This window comes from Massilibacteroides vaginae (assembly GCF_900178525.1).
In the GTDB taxonomy this organism is placed as follows: Bacteria; Bacteroidota; Bacteroidia; order Bacteroidales; family Tannerellaceae; genus Massilibacteroides; species Massilibacteroides vaginae.
Genome location: NZ_FXDJ01000009.1, coordinates 1,072,835 through 1,095,607 on the forward strand (window position 1 = coordinate 1,072,835; position 22,773 = coordinate 1,095,607).

The 22,773-nt window shown below is 36.5% G+C and carries 14 protein-coding genes; 4 read left to right on the forward strand and 10 right to left on the reverse strand.

Annotation, left to right across the window (positions count from 1 at the left end):
• Position 1: 1 nt before the first annotated feature.
• Both B9Y81_RS12935 and B9Y81_RS12940 read right to left on the reverse strand, forming a co-directional pair.
• Complete coding sequence (locus tag B9Y81_RS12935) at positions 2–3,148, reverse strand: SusC/RagA family TonB-linked outer membrane protein (protein ID WP_085537324.1); 3,147 nt, start codon at positions 3,146–3,148, stop codon at positions 2–4.
• Between the two features lie 151 nt (positions 3,149–3,299).
• Positions 3,300–6,185 carry a ligand-binding sensor domain-containing protein gene (locus B9Y81_RS12940; RefSeq protein WP_085537325.1) on the reverse strand — a complete coding sequence of 962 codons (2,886 nt, stop codon included), beginning with the start codon at positions 6,183–6,185 and terminating at the stop codon, positions 3,300–3,302.
• A 436-nt stretch (positions 6,186–6,621) separates the two neighbouring features.
• On the opposite strand from B9Y81_RS12940, the gene B9Y81_RS12950 reads away from it, so the two are divergent.
• Entirely contained in the window at positions 6,622–7,194 is a 573-nt protein-coding gene (locus tag B9Y81_RS12950; RefSeq protein WP_085537327.1) for a pentapeptide repeat-containing protein, read from the forward strand.
• Between the two features lie 166 nt (positions 7,195–7,360).
• The gene (locus B9Y81_RS12955; RefSeq protein ID WP_085537328.1) at positions 7,361–9,022 is read left to right on the forward strand and encodes an ATP-binding protein; all 1,662 of its coding nucleotides are present in this window, start codon (positions 7,361–7,363) and stop codon (positions 9,020–9,022) included.
• Positions 9,023–9,261: 239 nt separating this feature from the next.
• On the opposite strand, the gene B9Y81_RS12960 is transcribed toward B9Y81_RS12955, so the two are convergent.
• Genes B9Y81_RS12960 through B9Y81_RS12970 form a run of 3 tightly spaced genes read right to left on the reverse strand, consistent with a single transcriptional unit; the run spans position 9,262 to position 12,986 of the window.
• Positions 9,262–10,041 (reverse strand): radical SAM protein, encoded by a 780-nt coding sequence (locus tag B9Y81_RS12960; protein ID WP_085537329.1) that lies wholly within the window; start codon positions 10,039–10,041, stop codon positions 9,262–9,264.
• A 59-nt stretch (positions 10,042–10,100) separates the two neighbouring features.
• Positions 10,101–12,158 (reverse strand): ComEA family DNA-binding protein, encoded by a 2,058-nt coding sequence (locus tag B9Y81_RS12965; protein WP_085537330.1) that lies wholly within the window; start codon positions 12,156–12,158, stop codon positions 10,101–10,103.
• Positions 12,159–12,173: 15 nt separating this feature from the next.
• The gene (locus B9Y81_RS12970) at positions 12,174–12,986 is read right to left on the reverse strand and encodes a PorV/PorQ family protein (RefSeq protein WP_139822926.1); all 813 of its coding nucleotides are present in this window, start codon (positions 12,984–12,986) and stop codon (positions 12,174–12,176) included.
• 95 nt (positions 12,987–13,081) lie between these two features.
• Here B9Y81_RS12970 and B9Y81_RS12975 point away from each other — a divergent pair, with 95 nt between their 5' ends.
• Complete coding sequence (locus B9Y81_RS12975; protein ID WP_085537332.1) at positions 13,082–13,687, forward strand: DUF4294 domain-containing protein; 606 nt, start codon at positions 13,082–13,084, stop codon at positions 13,685–13,687.
• Here B9Y81_RS12975 and B9Y81_RS12980 read toward each other — a convergent pair.
• Complete coding sequence (locus B9Y81_RS12980) at positions 13,679–14,209, reverse strand: RNA methyltransferase (RefSeq protein WP_085537333.1); 531 nt, start codon at positions 14,207–14,209, stop codon at positions 13,679–13,681. The two genes, B9Y81_RS12975 and B9Y81_RS12980, sit on opposite strands and share 9 nt — an antisense overlap.
• A 570-nt stretch (positions 14,210–14,779) precedes the next feature.
• On the opposite strand from B9Y81_RS12980, the gene nadA reads away from it, so the two are divergent.
• Entirely contained in the window at positions 14,780–15,766 is a 987-nt protein-coding gene (nadA, locus tag B9Y81_RS12985) for a quinolinate synthase NadA (protein WP_085537334.1), read from the forward strand.
• Between the two features lie 147 nt (positions 15,767–15,913).
• Here the strand turns inward: nadA and porZ are convergent, their stop codons facing one another.
• The 4 genes from porZ to leuS form a co-directional block, all read right to left on the reverse strand.
• The gene (gene porZ / locus B9Y81_RS12990) at positions 15,914–18,253 is read right to left on the reverse strand and encodes a type IX secretion system anionic LPS delivery protein PorZ (RefSeq protein ID WP_176221496.1); all 2,340 of its coding nucleotides are present in this window, start codon (positions 18,251–18,253) and stop codon (positions 15,914–15,916) included.
• Positions 18,254–18,263: 10 nt separating this feature from the next.
• Positions 18,264–18,839 (reverse strand): non-canonical purine NTP diphosphatase, encoded by a 576-nt coding sequence (locus B9Y81_RS12995; protein WP_085537336.1) that lies wholly within the window; start codon positions 18,837–18,839, stop codon positions 18,264–18,266.
• A gap of 77 nt (positions 18,840–18,916) precedes the next feature.
• On the reverse strand, positions 18,917–19,792 hold the full coding sequence (locus tag B9Y81_RS13000; RefSeq protein ID WP_085537337.1) for a YitT family protein: 876 nt from the start codon (positions 19,790–19,792) through the stop codon (positions 18,917–18,919).
• The gene (gene leuS, locus B9Y81_RS13005; RefSeq protein ID WP_085537338.1) at positions 19,792–22,638 is read right to left on the reverse strand and encodes a leucine--tRNA ligase; all 2,847 of its coding nucleotides are present in this window, start codon (positions 22,636–22,638) and stop codon (positions 19,792–19,794) included. The genes B9Y81_RS13000 and leuS overlap by 1 nt, the downstream gene beginning before the upstream one ends.
• Positions 22,639–22,773 lie beyond the last annotated feature (135 nt).

The following is a 22,773-nucleotide window of genomic DNA, read 5'->3' on the forward strand; positions in this document are numbered from 1 at the left end:
TTTAGAAATTAAGATTCAGACCAACAGTAAACGTACGAGCTTGCGGATAATAACCACGGTCGATACCATTGGAGGCATCAGCATTTATTTCAGGATCAAAACCTTTGTATCCCGTCAGCGTAAGCAGATTTTCTGCAGATACATAGAAACGAAGTCGCTCTACAAAGAATTTCTGTGTAAGATTATTCGGTAATGTATACCCTAACTGAATGTTTTTGATACGGGCATACGATCCGTTATGTACATATAAATCTGAAATACGCCAGTTATCGTTATTGTTTGTCCATGAGAAACGAGGCAATGAATTAGATGTGCCTTCGCCATGCCAGCGATTCATAAATTCTTGTGGAAGATTAACATAACGAACGTCGAGGCGACGGGTTACATCTAATATTTCTTGTCCTAAAGCACCGGAGATCAACATACTGAAATCAAAACTCTTATAGGAAGCATTCAGGTTCAAACCAAATGTCCAGTCAGGAGTTCCTTTACCAATCATACCTTTATCATCATCACTTATCACGCCATCATTATTTGCATCTACAAAAATAACGTCGCCTTCTTGAGCATTAGGTTGTAGTTTTTCGCCTTTATCGTTTACGTAAGCGTCAACCTGAGCTTTATTTTGGAATACTCCGTTTGTTGTATACCCATAAAAGTAAGGGTATGGCAATCCGTTTTCCGCACGAGATACATTACCGATCTGGTGTACGTGGTCCTTCATTTCAAAACCATCAGAGTTTCCAAGATTTATCAGTTCGTTCTTTAGGTAACTTAAATTGCCGGATACGCCGAAAGTCCAGTCGTTTCTTTTCAATTTGTAACCCAGTTCGAATTCAACTCCTTCGTTTTTCATTGTTCCCACATTACCCCATGGTCTGGCTTCTCCTAAATAAGCAGGGATACTCATTTCTTTCAACATGCCGTTTGTTTTCTTATAGAAATAGTCAACAGAGAAAGTCAAGGAATTGCTAAGGAATCCAAAATCAAGACCTGCATTATATTGTTCGGATTCTTCCCATTTTAAATCAGGGTTAGGTGTGCCCGACGGTTTACTACCTAAGATAATAGATTGATGATCCGGATTACCGAACACATAATTATTATTCAGTGCTACATTCGCTGTATAACGGAATACACCAATGTTTTCATTCCCATTTTTACCCCACGACAAACGAACTTTTGTAGCCGTCAACCAATCCGGTCTGTTCTCCATAAAATTTTCATTCGTAAGATTCCATCCTAAAGAAACAGAGGGGAATGTTGCCCATTTGTTATTCGGACCAAAATTTGACGATCCATCTCTACGTACAGTAACCTGCAACATATAACGTTCGTCGTAGTTATAGCTTATACGACCAAAGTAAGACGCCAGTGTGGATGGGTCGAACGCGCTTCCCCAAGCATTACGTTTACCGTCTGATTGCAGACCGGTTGTAAAGTCAAGATTTGCTTTATCAGGATCATAAGCAACCAGATCTTGCGCGTTACCGCCCAGCCTACGTCCGGTGTATTCTTTAGCAGACTGTCCTAACACTACTGCAAAAGAGTGAGCTCCGATGTTTTTGTCATACGTCAACACATTTTCAATTTGCCAGGTATACCCACGGTTCATACGTGAAGTAACGGATGACTTATCATTATTCGCGTTTTTATTCAAATAGTAAGGGTGATTCCATTCGTCTTCTCCCCAGAAAGCAAGATCGGAACCCCAGGATATTTTATATCTCAGATTATCCCAAATACCCAACTCGGCAGATAATGTAGCGATTATTTTATCGGAATTATTCTTTTTTCCGGGCAAAGAAAGATCAGCCAGCGGATTTGCAAGCTCATTCATATCACCACTTGGGATAGTTAATAATTTACCTGTTCTTTTATCCCGTATAGGTTCGCCATATTTACTGTAATCATAACGGTCGGAATAATCCGTATTCTCATCAGCATAGACAGCCATTGTCGGATCCATGAAAACAGCACTTCCCAGAGGAGAACCGGTTAAACTACCTGCCGTAACACCAATGCTGTTTATACGTGAATAGGTAGCATTCATGGTTACCTTCATATCCTTTAACCAATTACGGTGTGCCGACTCGTCAAACAAAGTATAGATCGTATTGCTTCGAAGTGCAAATCGCTCATAGTTTGATTTGTCATAATTACCCCCGATAATACCATCCTGACTATAGTAGCCGGCAGATAGGTAGTAATTTATTTTTTCGGAAGCACCACTTATACTTAACTGATGATTCTGTACCGGAGCGTTGTCATTAAATAAAACATCTTGCCAGTTTGTACCGATCCCTAAAGAATTCACATTTGAATAGATTGGATTTTCACCCGCGTAAGCGGCGGCCTCATTCATTATTGTGCCGTACTGGGTAGCATTCAGCATATCACGCTTTTTCCATGGATTCTGTATACCATAAGAAAAGTCGTACGTTACTTTTGTTCTGCCAAGAGTTCCTCGCTTTGTTGTAACAATAACTACACCATTAGCCGCACGCGCACCATAAACAGCACCCGAGGCAGCATCTTTCAGCACTTCAATACTCGCGATATCATTCGGATTGATGTTGTCGATTCCACCATCAACCGGCATACCATCTACGATGTAAAGAGGATCTGTATTGTTAATAGTTCCCGTACCGCGGATACGCACTTTCGAGCTTGCGCCCGGTTGTCCGTTTGTTGTGGTTACTTGTACCCCTGCGGCAAGTCCTTTAAGCGCATCTTCTACACGAACAGGAGAAACCTTTTCCAGATCATCACCGGAAACTTTACTGATTGCAGCTGTTACTACGCTCTTTTTCTGCACACCGTAGCCAATCACTACAACTTCATCAAGTAACTCCGTATCTTCATGGAGAATAATCGCCATTGGCTTAGAAGCATCCGCCACTACTTCCAACGGTTTAAAGCCGATATAAGAAATTACCAAGACACTTTTATCCGGAGCGGATAAGAAGAACTGACCATCTATATCGGTCATCGTTCCGTTTGTGGTTCCTTTGACCACTACGTTTACTCCAGGTAACGGAAAATTATCCGACCCTGATAGTATCTCACCTTTAATCTGTACATTTTGCGCTTGCACAGTAAAAGCAGTACAAAGCAATGTAATTGCCACTAATAAGAGATTTCTCATAAATAATTAATTTAAGTATTGACATTTTGATACCATGCAAACATAGACCCATTGATGTCAAAATGGGAGAAATCTACTTATTCTCGGATACGCTAATTAAGAAATATTAATACGTCAAACATACGTCTTCAATTACTCAATGCGTTAGTTATTAAAGATTTATATTATTTAAATAGTCGATAAGATTATCTTCACGATTCAGATCCAGTTTCTTTCGTAACCTATAACGAAGAGTTTCTACGCCACGTACAGACAGGTTTAATAACGGGGCGATTTCTTTTGACGAGAGATCCATTTTCAAGTAAGTACACATTTTAAGTTCACTCACACTCAGATCCGGGTGTTTTATCCGTAGTTTGTTTATAAATTTATTATGAACCAGGTCGAACTGTTCTTCAAACTTTTTCAACATATCGTCTGACTGTATATTTGAGTCGATCTGATTATTCAGTGAAACAATCATACGTTTTGGCCTTACAAAAGCGTCTCCTTTCATCTCACCCATAACTTTATAAAGCTCATTTTTTATATCGATCAAAATCTCGTTCTTTCTTGAAAGATTGATCATCAGATTGGCCATTTCCTGACTTTTATGCTTCAGTTCCTGCTCCAGATTTTCATTTTTCAATTCCACAATTTCTTGTTCTTTCCGCAGATCTTCTTTCATAAACTGCTGTTCCATAAGCATTATCTCATGCTCTTTTTCGGCTAATTCTTTTTTCTTCCGGCGTATGATACGTTGCTCGTCCAACCGATAAAGCAACCAAACAAGTAAGAGGAATAGCAAACAATACACAACCCAGGCATAAATGGAGCGATACCAAGGAGGAAGAATTGTAAACGAGAATTTTGTGGTTGCTACGTTGCCGTTTGTATGAAAAGCCTCCACCTCAAACGTGTAGTTTCCTTCGCGAAGATGATTATATTCTTTTACCGTTGAAGAGGTATAAGCAGACCACAGTGGATCCGGTGTTAATCTATATCGAAACTTCACCGGTTTATCCTGTCCAAATGAACGTATATCGTAAGCAATTCTTAGCGCATTATTTTTATAACTGATCTCAGGAAAAATACTCTTGTTCAAATAACTGTCTTCATAAATCAACGAGTCATTCGGATAAGTAACAAATACATTCTTGATATACAGGTCATTTTTTTCTATTTGTGAGGGATAGGCCGTGTTAAGCAAGGCGAAACCATGTTCATTGGGAATGATAATAAGCGAATCGCTTATCACATCAATCGTTTCATAATGGCGGATAAAGTCCACCTTGGAACGAGAAAAAGAATAAGTAGCAGGATTGGATAAAACCCCCGACGCATTTAAAGCCGATGTTTGAATTCCCTTTAAAGACAGAGAATAGAGCCTATCTCCCCTTTCTGATAAAACGGTTGTTCCATCTATTAACACATCATTGAATTCTTTAGATTCAACAATTTTGTCTGTTTTACTATCATAAGAATAGAATCCGGAATCTGTTGTAAAATAAATATTGTTTTTAATCCGGTAAGCATAAAGGTTGGTTACAGAAGCAAAACCATCTTTTTTCATATACGTGCGAGACTCCTTAATTTTATATTTCAGCGTGTCCAGTACAATTCGCTCCATCCCGTCATTGAGTTTCCTAACCCATAAAACTTCAGGAGATTCAAAGACTACATTTTTCGGCCACATATTTATTTCCGGCAATTGTTGCATCACGCCCCATTTTCCATCCTTCTTTTGGAGTAAATAAAAGCTATCATAAGTACTTATCCAGCATTTATCCGGATCTGTTTCATGAGGAGTAAAATGAATAGCTCCCCTTAATCCGGGTATCTGGTCCGCTTTATTTCCAGTAATAATAAACAACCCTTTGTCATGCATACAAAAAATCTCATTATTATAGGTAACTAAGCTCCAAACTTGCCCGGTTAAATCGGAAATAAGCTTCAAATCAACACCTTTGTCGGTAAAACGCACAGGCCATTCAGCAGAAAACAGTCCCCTGTTTGTTCCCAGATATATTTTCCCGCCTTCAATCAAGGAAACATATCCTGCCCCTTTTGAATTCGGATAAGTATAAAGGTTAGACAGCGGTGAATCAATCGACACAAAATCAATCCCATTATCAAGTCCCAGCCAGATATTCTGCTGTTTATCGAAGAAAAGAGAAAGAACAGTATTGTTTTGCAGCCCATTATCTTCATTATAGTACTGCGCTGAAAAATCCTTCCTGTCCAACAATAAAAGCCCCTTATGAATGGTACCTATTCCCAGATAATCAGCTGAAACATCCATCGAGAAAAGCTCATTCTCCCTGATAAAAGCTTCATGCCCGGTTATTAACGGTTTGATTTCGTTGTCCTCAAAAAGAAAAAGACCATCTAATGCCGTTGCAAATAAAGTTCCTTTCCCATACGAAATAATACTTCGTATCGTTTTTTCTTTCAGCATATCTCCACCCGGAAGAGACAACAACGTATTGCCCACAAGTATTTTAATCCCATCAAACGTGCCTAAAAAAAGAACATTCTTCACCAACGCGGAACAATCAATTTTATAATCCGTTTCAATAAGTGTAAATTCATCCTCAATTTGCTTAATGATATGACGATCCGAAACATAATACATAATATTATCCACCTCATAAATTCCCCAGTATCCCCGGGATATACCATGCTCACGTGTAAACGCTTCAGAAAGTTCTTTATAAATCAGTTGCCCCTTGGCATCCGGTTCAAGATAACCAAATTCACTTTCACCACCAATATAGATTCGGTTTTGTTTTTTTGAGATATGAACAGAACGAACATCCGTTTGGTTGTTCAACTGAAAAAGCTTCCAATCACTTCCATTATACTCCAGCAAACCATTTTTATTGGCGAAATAAAAATAATCATCATCGTAACTACTTATCTGCCAGGTTTGTTGCCCTCGTCCATACAGTTCCTTCTTAAAATTAGTGATAAAATGATTCCACTGTCCACTTGCCTTAGTTGAAAACCAAAGACTAAACAGCAATAAAATAATAATTTTATAAAGAAAACGCGTCATTATTAATCAGGTTAAGAAACAAATATTAAGTATTTTTTGACATTTAATCTTTTTTCATTCCGGTACAAAACAAGGATTGAAAAGTCAACACTCAAAAATGCATACTATTATCAAAAAAAATATATCCTTTATTTTTTCAAAAATAACCTTTATTTTCGGAAAAATAACCTTTATGTTTTTACACCCTTTATATTCATTGATTTTCAACACATTTTAAAACGCCGTTTTTTAGCCTAAAAACGCTCCTCTTTGTCATTCCGGCCGAAGCGGAGAAATCTCTGCAAGGGGCACAATGATACCACTCAAAACGGCATGAGATTTTTCGACATACACTTCTTCCGGAAAATCGGCTGATTCCAAAATAAAAGATACATTTTTTGATTCTTACAAGTTATGTTGATACCTTTCCGGCCTATATCAAAACAAACAATTTAGCATGCCGGGAGCTTATATACATGACGAGATTTTTGAAAGAGAGGATTTTACGCTGACTGCGTTGGAAAAAGGAGAATATGAGAGCTGTGCTTTTAACGGCTGTAATTTTGCTGAATATAATCTTTCGGGCTTTAATTTTATAAACTGTGCGTTTACTGATTGCAATTTGAGTTTAGCAAAACTGGATAAAACGGCATTTCAGGATGTAGTATTCACAGGTTGCAAGATGTTAGGGCTTCAATTCGATATGTGTAACGAATTCAGCCTTTCTTTTTCATTTAATAACTGCTTATTGAATCATTCCGTTTTCTACAAAAGAAAAATAAAGAAAACCTCATTCCTGAACTCGCAATTAAGAGAAGTGGATTTCACTGAAGCCGACCTGAGCAATTCGGTTTTTGACAACTGCGACCTATTAGGAGCTACTTTTGAATTCACAAACCTTGAAAAAGCCGACCTCCGCACGGCCTATAATTTTACCCTTGATCCGGAAGGAAACCGCATCAAAAAAGCAGCCTTTTCACTCAGCGGACTCCCCGGACTCTTAAACAAATACGAACTGAATATTGATTAACTATATCGGATCATTAGTTTGTATTTTGTATAAATAACTATATTTTATGTGTTAGAGGTTTAAAATGAACATGTCTACTATTCCTATCTGGTCTTAAAAAAGATTTTTCCTATTGCTGGTTTTGTGAAAAATAAACATATTTGCATGAAATACACCAGAAAAAATTATGAATAATACTACATTAAAAGAGATACTCGATCATCTCCTGGCTATGGATGCCGAAACAGAACTTGTGGAATTCAAAGAAGCTAAAAACACATTCGATTTCAACAAATTAGGCCAATACTTTTCTGCTCTTTCCAACGAGGCTAACTTAAAAAGAAAGTCGACAGCATGGCTTGTTTTTGGTGTAGAAAATAAAGAACATGCAATTGTAGGAACTAAATTCCGTTCACAACGAAAAGATTTAGACCATTTGAAAGGTGAAATTGCGAACAAAACCACTAACCGAATTACATTTGTTGAAATACACGAAAAGGAAACCTTACAAGGACGCGTAATTTTATTTGAAATACCACCTGCCCCTAAAGGTATTCCTGTTGCTTTCAGCGGTCATTACTATGGAAGAGACGGGGAAGAGTTGGTCCCACTTAATTTGGAGGAAATTGAACGAATCCGTAGTCAAGCAAACCAAATTGACTGGAGTGCACAAATCATTGAAGATGCAACCATCAATGATTTAGATAAGAATGCAATTAAACTGGCCCGAAAGAACTACAAAAGTAAACATGCGGATAAAAAGGCGGAAGTAGATCAGTGGGATGATATTACTTTTTTAAACAAAGCAAAAATAACATTAAAAGGAAAGATAACCAGGACGGCTATTATACTTTTAGGTAAGGATGAATCTGAGCATTATATTAACCCGTCAGAAGCTAAAATCAGATGGATTTTGAAAGATGATAAGGGAATAGAGAAAGATTACCTGATTGTTAGCTGTCCTTTTTTATTAGCTGTTGACAAAGTATACAATAAGATACGAAACCTCAAATATAGATATCTACAGGAAGGAACGCTCTTTCCGGAAGAGATGGATCAGTATGAACCATTTTCTATCCGAGAAGCAATAAACAACTGCATTGCCCATCAAGATTATACAAAGCGCGGAAGAATTAACGTTGTGGAAATGCCTGATCAGCTGGTTTTTACTAATCTTGGAGAATTTATCCCAGGATCTATAGAAAGCGTTATACAGGAAGATGCACCAGAGGAACTTTATAGAAACCAATTTCTAGTAACTGCTATGTTGAATCTGAAAATGGTTGATACTATAGGAAGTGGTATCCGAAAAATGTTTAACTATCAAAGAGATCGTCTTTTCCCTATGCCAGAATACGATTTATCAAACGGACGGGTTTCGCTTACATTGATAGGAAAAGTAATAAACGAAAACTTTGCCCGACTTTTGACTCAACGCAAAGATTTATCCTTAAGTGATGTAATGTTATTAGACCGGATACAAAAGAAAAAAATGATTACCCGGGAAGACGAAAAAACACTTCGTCAAAAAAAGCTGATTGAAGGACGCCGTCCCAACTATTTTCTAAGTATTGATGCCGCACAGAAGCTGGAACATAAAGCTGATTATTCTAAGAATAAAGCATTTGATAAACAGTACTACCTTGATTTTATATTAAAAGCAATCAATGAACATAATAGTATGACCAGAGCGGAAATAGATGAGTTGCTATGGGATAAATTACCTCAATGGATGAACGACATACAACGGAAAAACAAAGTAATGAATTTGCTAACTGAACTAAGGAGTGATAAAAAAATTGAAAATATAGGAACAACTTTTAATTCAAATTGGATACTTAAAAAATAATTTAAGAGACCTCTAAGAGATATTTAAGAGAGTTTTAAGAAACCTCCTAAGAATAAATCCTCTGAGATAGGCTTTTACAAAATATTTTAAGAGACCTCTAAAAAGTTTTAGGATAAACAGAAAATATAAAATTACCTATACACCTCTCCATTTTGTTTAGGGTGCAGCAAAAATCCAATTGATTTAATTCTGTAAAATATTCTTGTAGAAGCCTTAAAAAACCACTATTTGTAAAGTTATCAATAAGACACCGAAACATCAAACCCTTCTTTTCGGGCACGATCGGCAATGGCATCTAATTCTTCTTTGGTTGCTTTTTTAAGTTCTTTTACAGGAGTCTCGCGCTCAACGGTATAAATCATAACCTGACGAGGTTTGATTTCTTTTAAGGCATTGATCCATCCGGATATCTCTTCTTCTGTCATGTTGCTTACGGATTCTCCTTTGTGTTCTCCGTTCAGGAACATGGTTTGTATAGTCAGGTTGCCTTCGAAAATTTTTAGGTTTTCTACTAACCATTCATAGGTGAATGAAGGTGAATAGGGGGCGTTCAGTTGTTGTATACGACTGTCGAGTACGGAGTCAAGCTTCAATATTCTGTCATCAACCTTGAGTAAGGCGTCGAATACAGATTTCCGTTTTATCATTGTGGCGTTCGACAAGACTGCTATTTTGGCTTTTGGAAAATAGTTGTTTCGCAGTTCAACCGTATCATCTATTATACCGGCAAATTGTGGGTGCATGGTGGGTTCACCGTTTCCGGCAAAAGTAATTACATCCGGAACTGTTCCTTCTGCTTGCATTGCCAATAAGGTTTCTTCTAATTGTTTTTTTGCCTCTTCTCGTGTTGGAAGGCGTGTGGTTGTTTTGCGTTCATCGTTTAATCCGCATTCACAATAAATGCAGTCAAACGAACAAAACTTTCCGTCGGGAGGAAGCAGATTCATACCTAAGGAAACACCAAGACGACGGCTTTTAACCGGACCAAATACTATTTTATCAAAAAGAATTGTAGACATATGCTGAGTTGTTTTACAATAATCGCTTGCAAATGTAACAATATCTCTGCCTTGTGTGTTTAGAATTTCCACCGAAGAACTAAATTAAGGTCTGTTTTATCACTACCTTCTATTTCTTCCAAATCAGTGCCAATCTTATCCCGATCGATATAATGAGTTGATGCTAACTTTAGCGCAAGCATTAGCCGGCGTGATATATCATACCGAAGTGAACAAGCCATTCGTAGGCCTTGTCCGTAGAAAGAGGGTTTGTAATAAACGTATAAAGGCGTCCGTTCAAACGAGCTAATTACAACGGATGAATTATCTGTATCGAAATAAGCGACATAAATATCCGCTTTTAACTTTCCTTTGTCCGGCTGAAAAGAAACAGCTTCTCCTATCATCCAGCCTTTATCCGTACCCGAAGATTCCTTGCTATACCCTACCCCATCCAATGAAGTTCGGAAACTCCAGTTATTAACCTTACGCGTAAACTGAAAACGAAGTCTATGCAATTCAAATTCTCCTATCCGTATATTTTTATCAACAGTTATATTCTTTTCCGTTTGCTTATAACGGTAGCGAAGCGAGAACGTATTATTCCTTCCGTTGTTATGCTCTATCTGAGTCATATATTCTTTTCCTGAAGACGGCGCATCAACGCCGTATCTAAGCCATGGAAAGCGAAATACATCCACGTATGCCGATAGTTTCCAGTAAGGAATAGGTGTTAATTGCATTCCAATATAAACACCTTCTTCATTTTGAACCGTTGAATTTTGCCCGAAGGCATTCCCATAAAATGCCTGATAGCTTTTACCGTAATTCCTGTACAACAATAGAAAAGAAGCATACGAAACCGGTTGTATCTGTACTCCATTTAAAGTAGCCATCGCCTTATTTGCAGAGATAGCTGTTTCACCATAAAATTTTACAGCTCCTTTTCTGAACATATAATCAACACTCATATTTGTATTCTCTTCACCCCGAAAATAATAAAGGTTGTAAGGTTTCACTTCCGGTTCATAACGTTTTCCTCCGAAAGAATGATGAAGAGCGGTAAAACCTATAGATATATTTTCAGACGCATAACGCAAATTACCTCCGAGCGTACGTATCTTTACTTGATTACGTTTATCCCAATCCCGTTGTAATCGATGTAGCCCGTCTGTTTTCAATGAAGTAATCAACAAGCTGTCTGCTGATCCGTCAACATTTCTATCCGAATAAAAAACACTCACTTCCACATCCTTCAAAGCAAGCGTTGCCCCTACCCCACGAAAAAAATCATATTCGTTTGTTGAATAATGTCTGCGGAATCCGTTATTTCTTCTTTCTGCCTGCGAAAGAATAGCACTGCGAGACGGAGAATAATCATGACTTGCTACTAATCCTTGTCCGAAAGCCATTTTATAATCTCCTACAACTAATGTTTTCAACCATTTCATCCCCTTTATCAACAAGTGAAAAGAGTAGTAATCATACCCTTTATGCATTTTATTCATAAAAGGTTCTCCCGCATCCTTCTCTGCTACTATCCCGAACTGAACACGTTCATCATACTGATAAGAATACCTAATTGAATTATAGAAGTCTTCACCTGCATATTTTCTATTCGGAAAATGCGACAAAATACTATCCGGAACAGGTTTATATCCTTTTTTTTGTTGAAAACATTTATCATACCTCATATACAATTCATTACGTCCGTACTTCAACAAGTTATCCACAGTTATTGAACGCTTATCAACACCTGAATCATGGATATAAACAAAAGGAAGTAGTAGTTCAAGTGTTTGAAAATCCAATCCTTCCACATTTTTAAGTTCATATACAGAAAGCATCTTTCCATACTTTTCCCGATAAGTTAATAAACTACTTATCTGCCTGTCTGTCAGGAATGGTAAACGTTTTAATTGAGCTTCTGTAAGTGTGTTTAGTTCAAACGGATTATCCGCAATTGCAGATAGTTCTTCATACAAGTTTTCCATCGATTCTTCGCTTAATTCTTCCTGTTGATTGTCAATATACTCCTTCCACTTATCAACAATAAAGGAAGACTGAGCAACAGCAACATAACAAGTTTTTAAACAGAATATAAACAGAATAAGAAAGGTTATTAACAAGTGCTTCATAGTTACAAGTATTAGTTAGAAAGAACAGGATAGTGCTACACCCGGACAAACGCCTAATTGGCTATGATAGTTTGCCGCTACATCAATACGAAAGGAAGCAACCATTACACCTGCTCCAAAGGCGGGAACTATAGGATTTGTTTGCAGACCTGTTCGAATATAAAATTGATCGTAAGCCGTATATTCCAGTCCCATGTTATAACGAAGATGCGAACGGTCATCATAACTTGTTGATACAGCTATTAACATGCTGTTAATAAACCTCCATTGAAAACCTGCCTGAACAGAATAATAATTAAAGTCTTCAATATGAATACTTTCATCATCAAGTCTTACAGACGGTAAATCTGTTATCGACAATCCTATCAACAGGTTTTCATCAGGTTTGAACAAGATACCAACATCCGTAGAAACCTTTTTAGCTTCTTCTTCATACAATTCTGTCTGCAATAGAGCGTATTGCGCGCTTATTCCGATGATCCATTTAGAAGACAACGCCTTAGATAAAGCCAGACGAAACATAGTTTCCCGGTATTTGTTATATCCAAAAGTAGAAATGTGAACAGCGAAAGGAAGGGGTAAATCCGGATTTCCATAAATAACGGAAGCAGATGACAATTCTTTTAACTGGTATTTGTTATAGTAGTTAATATCAATGAATTGTTTTGTTGATAAACTTAAACAAGCTGAGTTAAATACAACAGAATGGGTTACTCCGTTTCCGCCCATTCCTAAAGAGCGGATATCAGCAGACCGAAGATTGGACTGGGCAAAAGAAGAACAACTAAAAACACACAATACGACCATGCAGGCCATTAATTTCTTCATAAATTAAGGTATCTGGTAAAATAAGGCGCAAAAATAGTCAAATTATGTATTATTCATTATTTTAACAGGCAAATCCATTATTTTTGCTGCTTTCTATGATGAAGATAAGAGCATACATTACATTGTTTTTATTCATTTTATATTGTGCTTCATTATCAGCTCAATCTATTAAAATGAATGTACTCCCGAAAGATCACTACAAAGCTTATGTGGATGGTTCGGATACGGTGGCTGTTGTAAGTCTTCGAGACATATATGTTTTTCCGGAAATAAAATTTAAAAACAAAAAAGAACAGCAAAAATATACCAAATTGGTAAGAGACGTTAAACGAACACTCCCCTATGCAAAAATGGTTTACGAAACTTTAATCGAAACCTATGAGTATATGGAAACCTTACCTACTGAAAAAGAAAGACAGGATCATCTGAAAAGAATGGAAAAAGAACTATTCAAAGAATATAAACCGGAGCTTAAAAAACTTACTTTCTCTCAAGGCAAACTACTTATTAAACTGATAGACAGAGAATGCAATCAATCCAGTTATAATTTATTGAAAGCCTATCTGGGTAGCTTCAGAGCCGGATTCTGGAATATATTTGCCGGTATGTTCGGGGCAAGTCTCAAAACCGAATATAATCCACACGGAAGTGACGCTATGACGGAACGGGTTGTTGTATTGGTTGAAAACGGTTTAATCTGACAACTTACAGAAGAAATCCCAAATTACGATTCCGGCCGTAACCGATACATTCAGCGAATGCTTTGTACCAAACTGAGGTATTTCAATACAAAAATCAGCGTTATCAACAACTGCTTGCTGTACTCCTTTTACTTCGTTTCCTAAAATTACAGCATACTTTTTATCCTTGTTTATCTGTAGTTTATCAAGCATAATACTTCCTTTGGCCTGTTCTATAGTACATACCGTATAACCGGCATTCTTTAACTTATCAACAGCCTCTAATGTATCTTTAAAATAAAGCCAATCTACTGTTTCTTCCGCACCTAAAGCCGTTTTATGTATTTCCGCATGCGGAGGACATGCCGTGATGCCGCATAAATAAACTGCATTTACAATAAAAGCATCCGAAGTACGAAACACAGAACCCACATTGTTCAGGCTTCTAACATTATCGAGTACTACAATTAGCGGTATTTTAGCTGATTTTTTAAATTCTTCAGGTGAAAGACGATTTAATTCCGTTATTTTAAGCTTTCGCATAACCCGTTTATTTTTTATAGAACTGCAAAAATAAACCTTTATTTCCATTTAATCAGCAGTTAATAACCTATTGATAAAAGGTGAATAGAAATTGAAAAATACTTCTTGCTTTCTATTACTAAATCTATATATGAAACCGCTTATCATTTTTACAATAGAAAGAATAACTAATTTATCATTCTGTATTAACTGGGGTTTTGCACCATAAAAAAGAATAAACAGCCATCTGTTTATACAGTTTATATCTTATCAACAACAAAATCAAAACTAATACTAAAACACTTATTTACAGTAACTAAACACCATGATAACTTGTTTATATACTACTGATAAGTATATTCAAAATATTAATAAAGAAATAAACAACAGTATTGAAGTATATTTATCAATAGTATTAACCGTACATCATAATCATATTTTAATTTTTAAAGTTTTAATTAAATAAGAATATAAATATAAGATGTTGAAAACCGATGTATGAAGAATTTGTGGACGCAGGAAAGAAGTAAGAAAAGAAAGACTAACTTTGCGTTAGGTAATTCATCTAAGTATAATAAACGAATAAGAACTATGACACAGAAATTATCAGCAGGTTATATCAACGTTCCTGTTCCGAAAGATATAGATATTAAATCAGAAATAAATAGATTGAGGAAAGAAAAAAATGCGGTTATCTTGGCGCACTATTATCAAACGGGCGATTTACAAGATATAGCGGATTTTGTTGGAGATAGTCTTGCCCTCGCACAATGGGCTGCTAAAACCGAAGCTGATATTATTGTATTATGTGGTGTTCATTTTATGGGTGAAACAGCCAAAATAATTTGTCCGGATAAAAAGGTATTGGTACCCGATCTGAATGCCGGCTGTTCCTTAGCAGATAGTTGTCCGGCTGATCAATTTAGTGCATTTGTAAAGCAACACCCGGATCATACGGTTATTTCTTATGTAAACACTACAGCTGCGGTTAAAGCCGTAACAGATGTGGTTGTAACGTCTACAAACGCAAAGCAAATAGTAGACAGTTTTCCGGCTGATGCGAAGATTATTTTCGGTCCGGATCGTAACTTAGGAAATTACATTAACAGTATCACCGGAAGAAACATGCTTTTATGGGATGGAGCCTGTCATGTACACGAACAATTTTCATTGGAAAAGATACTTGCTTTAAAAAAAGAATATCCCGAAGCGGAAATAATAACACATCCCGAATGTAAACAACCTATTATACAGGTGTCAGACTTTGTAGGATCGACTGCCGCATTGTTAAGGCATACTATCGAGTCGGATAAAAAACAATTCATTGTAGCGACCGAAAGCGGTATAATTCATAAAATGCAAAAAAGCAGTCCTGCTAAGCAATTTATTCCTGCCCCACCAAACGATAGTACCTGTGCTTGCAACGAATGTAGCTTTATGCGTTTAAACACGATGGAAAAGCTATATAATTGTCTTAAATATGAACTTCCCGAAATATTTGTAGATGAAACTGTCCAAAAAGAAGCGATAAAACCTATTCGTCGTATGCTTGATTTATCCGCTAAATTAGGGCTGTAACAGTCTGTTTTTTTGTTTTTCTTAAAGCATTGAAAATCAATAGATATAAAGGTGTAAAAAACATAAAGGTTATTTTCTGAAAAATAACCTTTATATTTGAAAAAATAACCTTTATATTTTTTATTATATTACTATGTGGTAAAAAGCTTATTTTACAACCATTATTTTTGTAGCTACGCTTTCATTACCATCCGCATTGGAAGCAATAACTAAATAAATACCTGTTGCTACTCTACTGCCTTTGTGATTGCGGCAATTCCATATCATTTGTCCTCCTACTGATTTAGCCTGATAGATAAGGTTTCCGCTAATATCGGTGATTTTAACATTAGAATCAGTCATAAGTCCGGTTATTGTTACTTTATCATGATCTTCCGGACGAACAGGATTAGGATAGGCGGATACTTCGGAGTAATTATCCTTACCTTCACTTCCTTCGCTCATAAAGGATACTAATCCGTTATTTGTGCCTATAAATACTTCTCCTGTTAATTGGTTAATAGCCAAACTGGTAATTTTATTGGATGGAAGAGGTGAATTTTCTGTTGTGAAATTATAAACGGTTTCCGTACCGTCTTCATTAACAAGAAAAACACCGGTAGATTCCGTACCAATCCATTTACGATTACCTCCATCCACAGCAATGGTATTAACTTGTTCGTTATTGAGGAAAATATAGTTTCCTCCTTCATTTTGTCGGATAATCTGATTAAAATAAAATCTGCTCGGATTTTCCAGAGCATTGGCGGGAACAGGTGTGTATACAGGACCTTTGTTGGTTCCTACCCATACATTTCCTTTTTTATCTTCTACCATACAGCGGAAAGTACTTGCACCAATGCTATTTCCATCCGCGGTTATCAGGTTGCTTACGTAAACAGACTCACTCCCTTCTTCTGATAAATTATTATCCTTAAATATAAATAATCCGGGATTTGCATCGATATTATAAGGAAGATTAAGCCATTTATGATCTTTGGATGTAATCATAATTTTATCCATTCTGTCAGAATTTTTGAATACTCCCTTAAAAGCGAAGGTAACCCACGTACCATCTGGTTTTAAAACCTTAATAGGTGCATTATTAGGAGAAGGATTAGTTATCCATAGATTATTATTTTTATCAACCGCAAGACCTGATATACGTATATAGCCATATTTATTGCTTATACTGGCAGTTTCTAATTGACTGTTATCTATATTAAAAACTTTTACTTCTTCTCCTTTTATTTCTAAAAGACCATTTCCGTAACTGCCGATGTAATAAGTTACAGGATCGGTATCGATACAGGCAATTGATGTAAAATCTTTCGGAGCTTTGTAGTAATTACTTGGTCCGTATTGAACCTTACTTTCATCAAAATTAAACCAGTTTCCATCTTCGTATATTGAAAAAATACCTAAGTTTTGAAAACTATTAGCTAAGAAACCACCTTTTACCGTAAGCAGTTGATTTTTATAGGTGGTCATATACCAATGTGTATTATCCCGTGGACCTTCTTTATTTAATTCAGAAAGAATTATGTCATAACTTCCGGAATTATTCTTCTTTATTCCTTTCATTATAGTAGATCCTGTAGCTACCCAGAAAATATTCGGATCTTTTAAAGAAGTAATGTCATTTATTGTATCCGTAATTTTATCCGGATTTGCAAACGAAGAAAACAGATAAGCTTTGGTTTTTGAATGAGCTATTAATTTTCCATTTTCAACTTTTAAATTTTCTATGGTATTGTCAGTAAGAAGCGTATGGATAGTGGCGTTATTATCCATGCGATAGATATTTCTTACTTTATTATTCTTGCTTAGGAAACATAAATTATTATTGAACACAACACTTTTAATGATTGTATCCGTGCTGTTTGGTAGAGAAGGATTATAGGAACTCCAATTTGTGATGTCAACTAAATTTGAATTTATTGAACCTTTATAAAGACCATTAATTGTTGTGGCATATAATTCATTATTAAATAAGGAAACAGAATATACTGCATTATTAATAATGCGGTATGTATCTTTTATTTCCTTTTTATTCATATCCAATGCAATAACTCCGAATTGCATGGATAAATAGGCTATATCATCAAAAATATCAATGTTGTTAACATCTTTGATGATAAAGGATGAATTGTTGAGTAAATGGCTGATATTATATACACTTCCATTTTCACTCATCAAATCTATATTTCCGTTCTTATATACTATAATTAAACTGTTCGTTTTCGGGTTATAAGCTATATTGGTAATCGCATTATCACTTAAACCCGTCTGACGGGAATAATAAATTACACTGTTATCTGTTTTATTGTAACTTAATAAAGATCCGTTGGTTACTACATAAACTAAGTTATTTCCTTCAGCTATTTTGGTACTGTTGTAATAAGCTAAATGTGTTCGGAAACTATTTTCAAAATCTACATCATTTTGCGCTTGTGTTAACGAAATAAGCGTAAAGAGTGATAGTGTTATATATAGTATACTTTTCATACAATTATATTTAAAGAGTAGAAAGATAATCATTTAATTTTCGAACAGCTTCTGCCCGGTGACTGATATTATTTTTAATATGATCTCCTAATTCAGCAAATGTTTGTGTATATCCTTCAGGGATAAACACCGGATCATAGCCAAAACCGTTCTCTCCTTTCTTTTCTCTGCCTATTTCGCCATGAACTATACCTTCAAATAGTTTGGTTTCATCTTTCGTTACAAGTGCTATAACGGTACGAAAACGAGCTTTTCTGTTATCTTTATCGTTCAGTTCAGAAAGGAGTTTTTTCATATTACCTTCAGAATCGTGTGCTATTCCTGCGTATCGGGCGGAATATACGCCTGGAGCATTATTTAAGGCGGCTACTTCCAGTCCGGTATCGTCGGCAAAGCAATCCAAACCGAATTTATTTTTGATATAGTTTGCCTTTAATAGTGCATTGCCTTCTAAAGTAGTTGCTGTTTCAGCTATATCATCATGACAGCCTATTTCTTCCAGACTTACTATTTCTATTTTACCTGCAACGATTTTTTTTACTTCGTCAAGTTTGTGTTTATTATTGGTAGCGAAAACTATCTTCATATTTTTATGGATAAAAAAAAGCACTTCTTTTACGCTATAATAACGTATGGAAGTGCTTTAAATTGTTTTATGTTTGCTTATGTTTTAATCTGATCAAATCCCTCACCGTAAACACCTCTTACCACACTTTGCGAGATAAACGCGTTAGGATCTACGTCTTTCACTAACCGGAAAATGGTTAATGATTCCGATTTTCTGGCTACTAAGACTATTACTTTCATTGAATTCTTAGAATACCCCCCCTGTCCTTCAAGGAAGGTGCATCCTCTTTCCGTATCTCTTATTATTCTTTCGGCTATTTCTTCGTGTTTTTGAGAGAAAATAAGGAATTGAACGGATTGTCTGTTACTGTTTATAATCATATCCAGCACATAATTGCTAACTCCCATTTCTACGAAACCAAATACAATTTTTTCAATGTTATGGAACAACATGTAAGAAGATCCTATGATGAAGAAATCACAGAATAATAAGGCCGTTCCTATAGAAACATTTTTGTACTTGTTTACTATGGCGGCAATAATATCGGTTCCTCCCGTACTTCCGTTCACCGAAAATATCAAACCAAGTCCCGATCCACATAAAGCACCACCTATAAGAATAGACATGAACGGTTCGCCCTCAATGATGGGTTGTCCGGCTAAAACCCATTCAAAGAACGACAAAGAAAGCGAAAGCGAAATAACCCCGACTATTGTTTTTATCAGAAACTTAAAGCCTAAAATTTTAAAGGCAATAACCAACAAGACACTGTTTAATGCAAAATAAGAAATAGATACAGGTATGGAAGTAGCGAAATAGATAATTGCACATATACCGCTAACTCCTCCCGTAACAATCTCATTTGACAGGATAAAGGCATTAAAACCAAATCCGTATAAAAGGGTACCTAAAATAATAATCAGATAATCCTGTGTGTGATTATATAGTTTTACGATATGGTTATTTTTCATCAAAAAACAATATTAACAATTTTCTGAGGTACTACAATTACTTTTTTAGGTGTTTTACCTGCCAACCATTTATCGGAATTTTCATGTGTTAAAGCTGCTTTTTCGACTTCCTCTTTGGGCATATCTGCCGGAAGATCGATATTAAATCTTGCTTTTCCGTTAAATGAAATAGCATAGGTAACCACGTCTTCTTTCAAGTATTCCTCATTACATTCCGGCCATTCAGCATCACAAATTGTTGTTGTATTTCCTAATACATGCCACAATTCTTCCGCCATGTGAGGAGCAAAAGGAGCAAGCAAGATAATGAATTGTTCCAATATCTCACGCTTGTTGCATTTTAAACTACCTAATTCATTAATACATATCATGAAAGCACTAATAGATGTATTGAACGAAAAATGTTCGATATCAAAAGTTACTTTCTTGATTAGTTTATGCAGTGATTTCAATTCCTGGGCAGAAGCCGGTTCGTTTGAAACTTGTAATGTTTCCGTATTTCCATAGAACAAGCCCAACAACTTCTTTAAGAAACGATGTACACCATCAATACCATTTGTATCCCAAGGTTTTGATTGCTCTAACGGACCGAGGAACATTTCATATAAACGAAGTGTATCAGCACCGTATTTTTCAACGATCATATCCGGATTTACAACGTTAAACATTGATTTAGACATTTTTTCAATGGCCCATCCGCAGATATATTTACCATTTTCGAGTAGTTCCTCGTCGAATTCAGCCGTTTTGTATTGCGGATTCCAATTACGGAATGCTTCTATATCAAGAATATCATTGCTTACAATATTTACATCCACATGAAGCGGTGTTACTTCGTAGTTATCTTTCAGATTTAGTGAAACGAATTTATTCGTTCCGTTTATGCGATAAACAAAGTTAGAACGCCCTTGAATCATTCCCTGATTGATCAGTTTTTTGAACGGTTCTTCTTCGCAGGTAAGCGCAATGTCATAAAGAAACTTATTCCAGAAACGGCTGTAAATAAGATGACCGGTAGCATGTTCGGTACCTCCAATATACAAGTCTACGTTACGCCAATATTTATTAACCTTACGAGAAACTAACTCCTTTTGGTTTACCGGGTCCATATAACGCAGATAATATGCAGAAGATCCGGCGAATCCCGGCATGGTATTCAACTCTAATTGAAAGATTGTTTTATTGTCGATCAGTGAGGTGCTTACTACTTTGCCGTTTACAGTATCCCATGCCCAATTTGCCGCGCGTCCTAAAGGAGGTTCGCCTGTTTCGGTAGGCAGGAATTTATCTACTTCAGGCAATTCCAGCGGAAGTTTATCTTCCGGCAGCATTTGTGGTAAGCCATTCTCGTCATAATAAACAGGAAATGGTTCGCCCCAATAACGCTGGCGACTGAATATCGCATCACGTAAGCGGAAATTAGTTTTTACTTTACCTAATTTTTTCTCCTCTATGAATATTTTTGTTTTAGCTATAGCTTCGGGAACGCTTAATCCGTTCAATACCAATCCGCCTTCTATCTCTTTACCTATCACTGGAGAATTCATCATAATACCTTCCTTGGCATCAAAGCTTTCCTCAGAAATATCGCATCCTTCGATAAGCGGTACGATAGGCAGATTAAAATGTTTAGCAAAAGCATAGTCACGACTATCATGAGCAGGAACAGCCATGATGGCTCCTGTTCCATATCCGGCCAATACATAATCACTAATCCAAACAGGAATGGCTTCGTTTGTTAACGGATTGATAGCGTATGCACCCGAAAATACCCCGGTTACCCGACGATCTGCTATACGTTCGCGCTCCGTTTTTTTCTTTGTAGCATCAATATAGCGATCTACTTCGGCGCGTTGTTCTGCTGTTGTTAAAGAATCGACCAATTCACTTTCCGGAGCCAACACCATGAATGTTACACCGAAAACAGTATCGGCACGAGTCGTGAATATAGTAAATTCAACATCCGAATCTTTTGCCTTGAAAACCATTTCGGCACCCTCACTCCTACCGATCCAGTTGCGTTGTGTTTCTTTTAACGAATCTGTCCAGTCTATCTTATCCAGTCCGTCTAACAACCGTTGCGCATAAGCAGATACGCGCAAACACCACTGCCTCATCACACGCTGTTCAACCGGATAACCTCCACGTTCAGACAATCCGTTTATAACTTCATCGTTTGCCAAAACAGTACCAAGTGCCGGACACCAGTTTACTCTCGTATCACCCAGATAAGCAATACGATAGTTTAATAATATTTTTTGCTTCTCAACATCATTTTTTTGTTTCCATTCCGAAGCGGTAAATTCTAATTCTTCACCACAAGCCACGCGCAAACCCTGTGTTCCGTTTTGTTCAAAAGCGATAACCAGGTTTTCAATCGGCATAGCCCCATTTTTATCATAACAATAAAAACTATTAAACATGCGGATAAATGCCCACTGTGTCCATTTATAATAAACAGGTTCACAGGTGCGAATCTCACGATCCCAGTCATACGAGAAACCTATTTTATCCATTTGCTCACGATAACGGCGGATGTTATCCCTCGTCGTTACTTCAGGATGTTGCCCTGTTTGAATAGCGTATTGTTCAGCCGGCAATCCGTAAGCATCATATCCCATCGGATGAAGTACATTGAAGCCCTGGAGTCGCTTAAAACGTGAATAAATATCGGAAGCAATATAACCAAGCGGGTGTCCTACATGTAGTCCGGCTCCCGAAGGATAAGGGAACATATCGAGTATATAAAATTTTGGTTTGCTTTCATCCTCTACTACTTTATAGACCTGATTGTCTATCCAGTTTTTTCTCCATTTTTGTTCAATCTCTCTGAAATTATATTCCATGACTTCAATCTTAAATATATGAATTTGTTATTTGTTCAAAACAAATATCTATCTCTTTGATATAGTGTGCAAAAATACAAAAAAAAGAGATGTGGAGACATGAAGAAGAATAAAGTCTTATCGAATACTTTATCT

Excerpts from the sequence above, each read along its gene's own strand:
- B9Y81_RS12935 (WP_085537324.1), bottom strand. The coding sequence starts at position 3,148 with ATGAGAAATCTCTTATTAGTGGCAATTACATTGCTTTGTACTGCTTTT.
- B9Y81_RS12940 (WP_085537325.1), bottom strand. The coding sequence starts at position 6,185 with ATGACGCGTTTTCTTTATAAAATTATTATTTTATTGCTGTTTAGTCTT.
- B9Y81_RS12950 (WP_085537327.1), top strand. The coding sequence starts at position 6,622 with ATGCCGGGAGCTTATATACATGACGAGATTTTTGAAAGAGAGGATTTT.
- B9Y81_RS12955 (WP_085537328.1), top strand. The coding sequence starts at position 7,361 with ATGAATAATACTACATTAAAAGAGATACTCGATCATCTCCTGGCTATG.
- B9Y81_RS12960 (WP_085537329.1), bottom strand. The coding sequence starts at position 10,041 with ATGTCTACAATTCTTTTTGATAAAATAGTATTTGGTCCGGTTAAAAGC.
- B9Y81_RS12965 (WP_085537330.1), bottom strand. The coding sequence starts at position 12,158 with ATGAAGCACTTGTTAATAACCTTTCTTATTCTGTTTATATTCTGTTTA.
- B9Y81_RS12970 (WP_139822926.1), bottom strand. The coding sequence starts at position 12,986 with ATGAAGAAATTAATGGCCTGCATGGTCGTATTGTGTGTTTTTAGTTGT.
- B9Y81_RS12975 (WP_085537332.1), top strand. The coding sequence starts at position 13,082 with ATGATGAAGATAAGAGCATACATTACATTGTTTTTATTCATTTTATAT.
- B9Y81_RS12980 (WP_085537333.1), bottom strand. The coding sequence starts at position 14,209 with ATGCGAAAGCTTAAAATAACGGAATTAAATCGTCTTTCACCTGAAGAA.
- nadA (WP_085537334.1), top strand. The coding sequence starts at position 14,780 with ATGACACAGAAATTATCAGCAGGTTATATCAACGTTCCTGTTCCGAAA.
- porZ (WP_176221496.1), bottom strand. The coding sequence starts at position 18,253 with ATGAAAAGTATACTATATATAACACTATCACTCTTTACGCTTATTTCG.
- B9Y81_RS12995 (WP_085537336.1), bottom strand. The coding sequence starts at position 18,839 with ATGAAGATAGTTTTCGCTACCAATAATAAACACAAACTTGACGAAGTA.
- B9Y81_RS13000 (WP_085537337.1), bottom strand. The coding sequence starts at position 19,792 with ATGAAAAATAACCATATCGTAAAACTATATAATCACACACAGGATTAT.
- leuS (WP_085537338.1), bottom strand. The coding sequence starts at position 22,638 with ATGGAATATAATTTCAGAGAGATTGAACAAAAATGGAGAAAAAACTGG.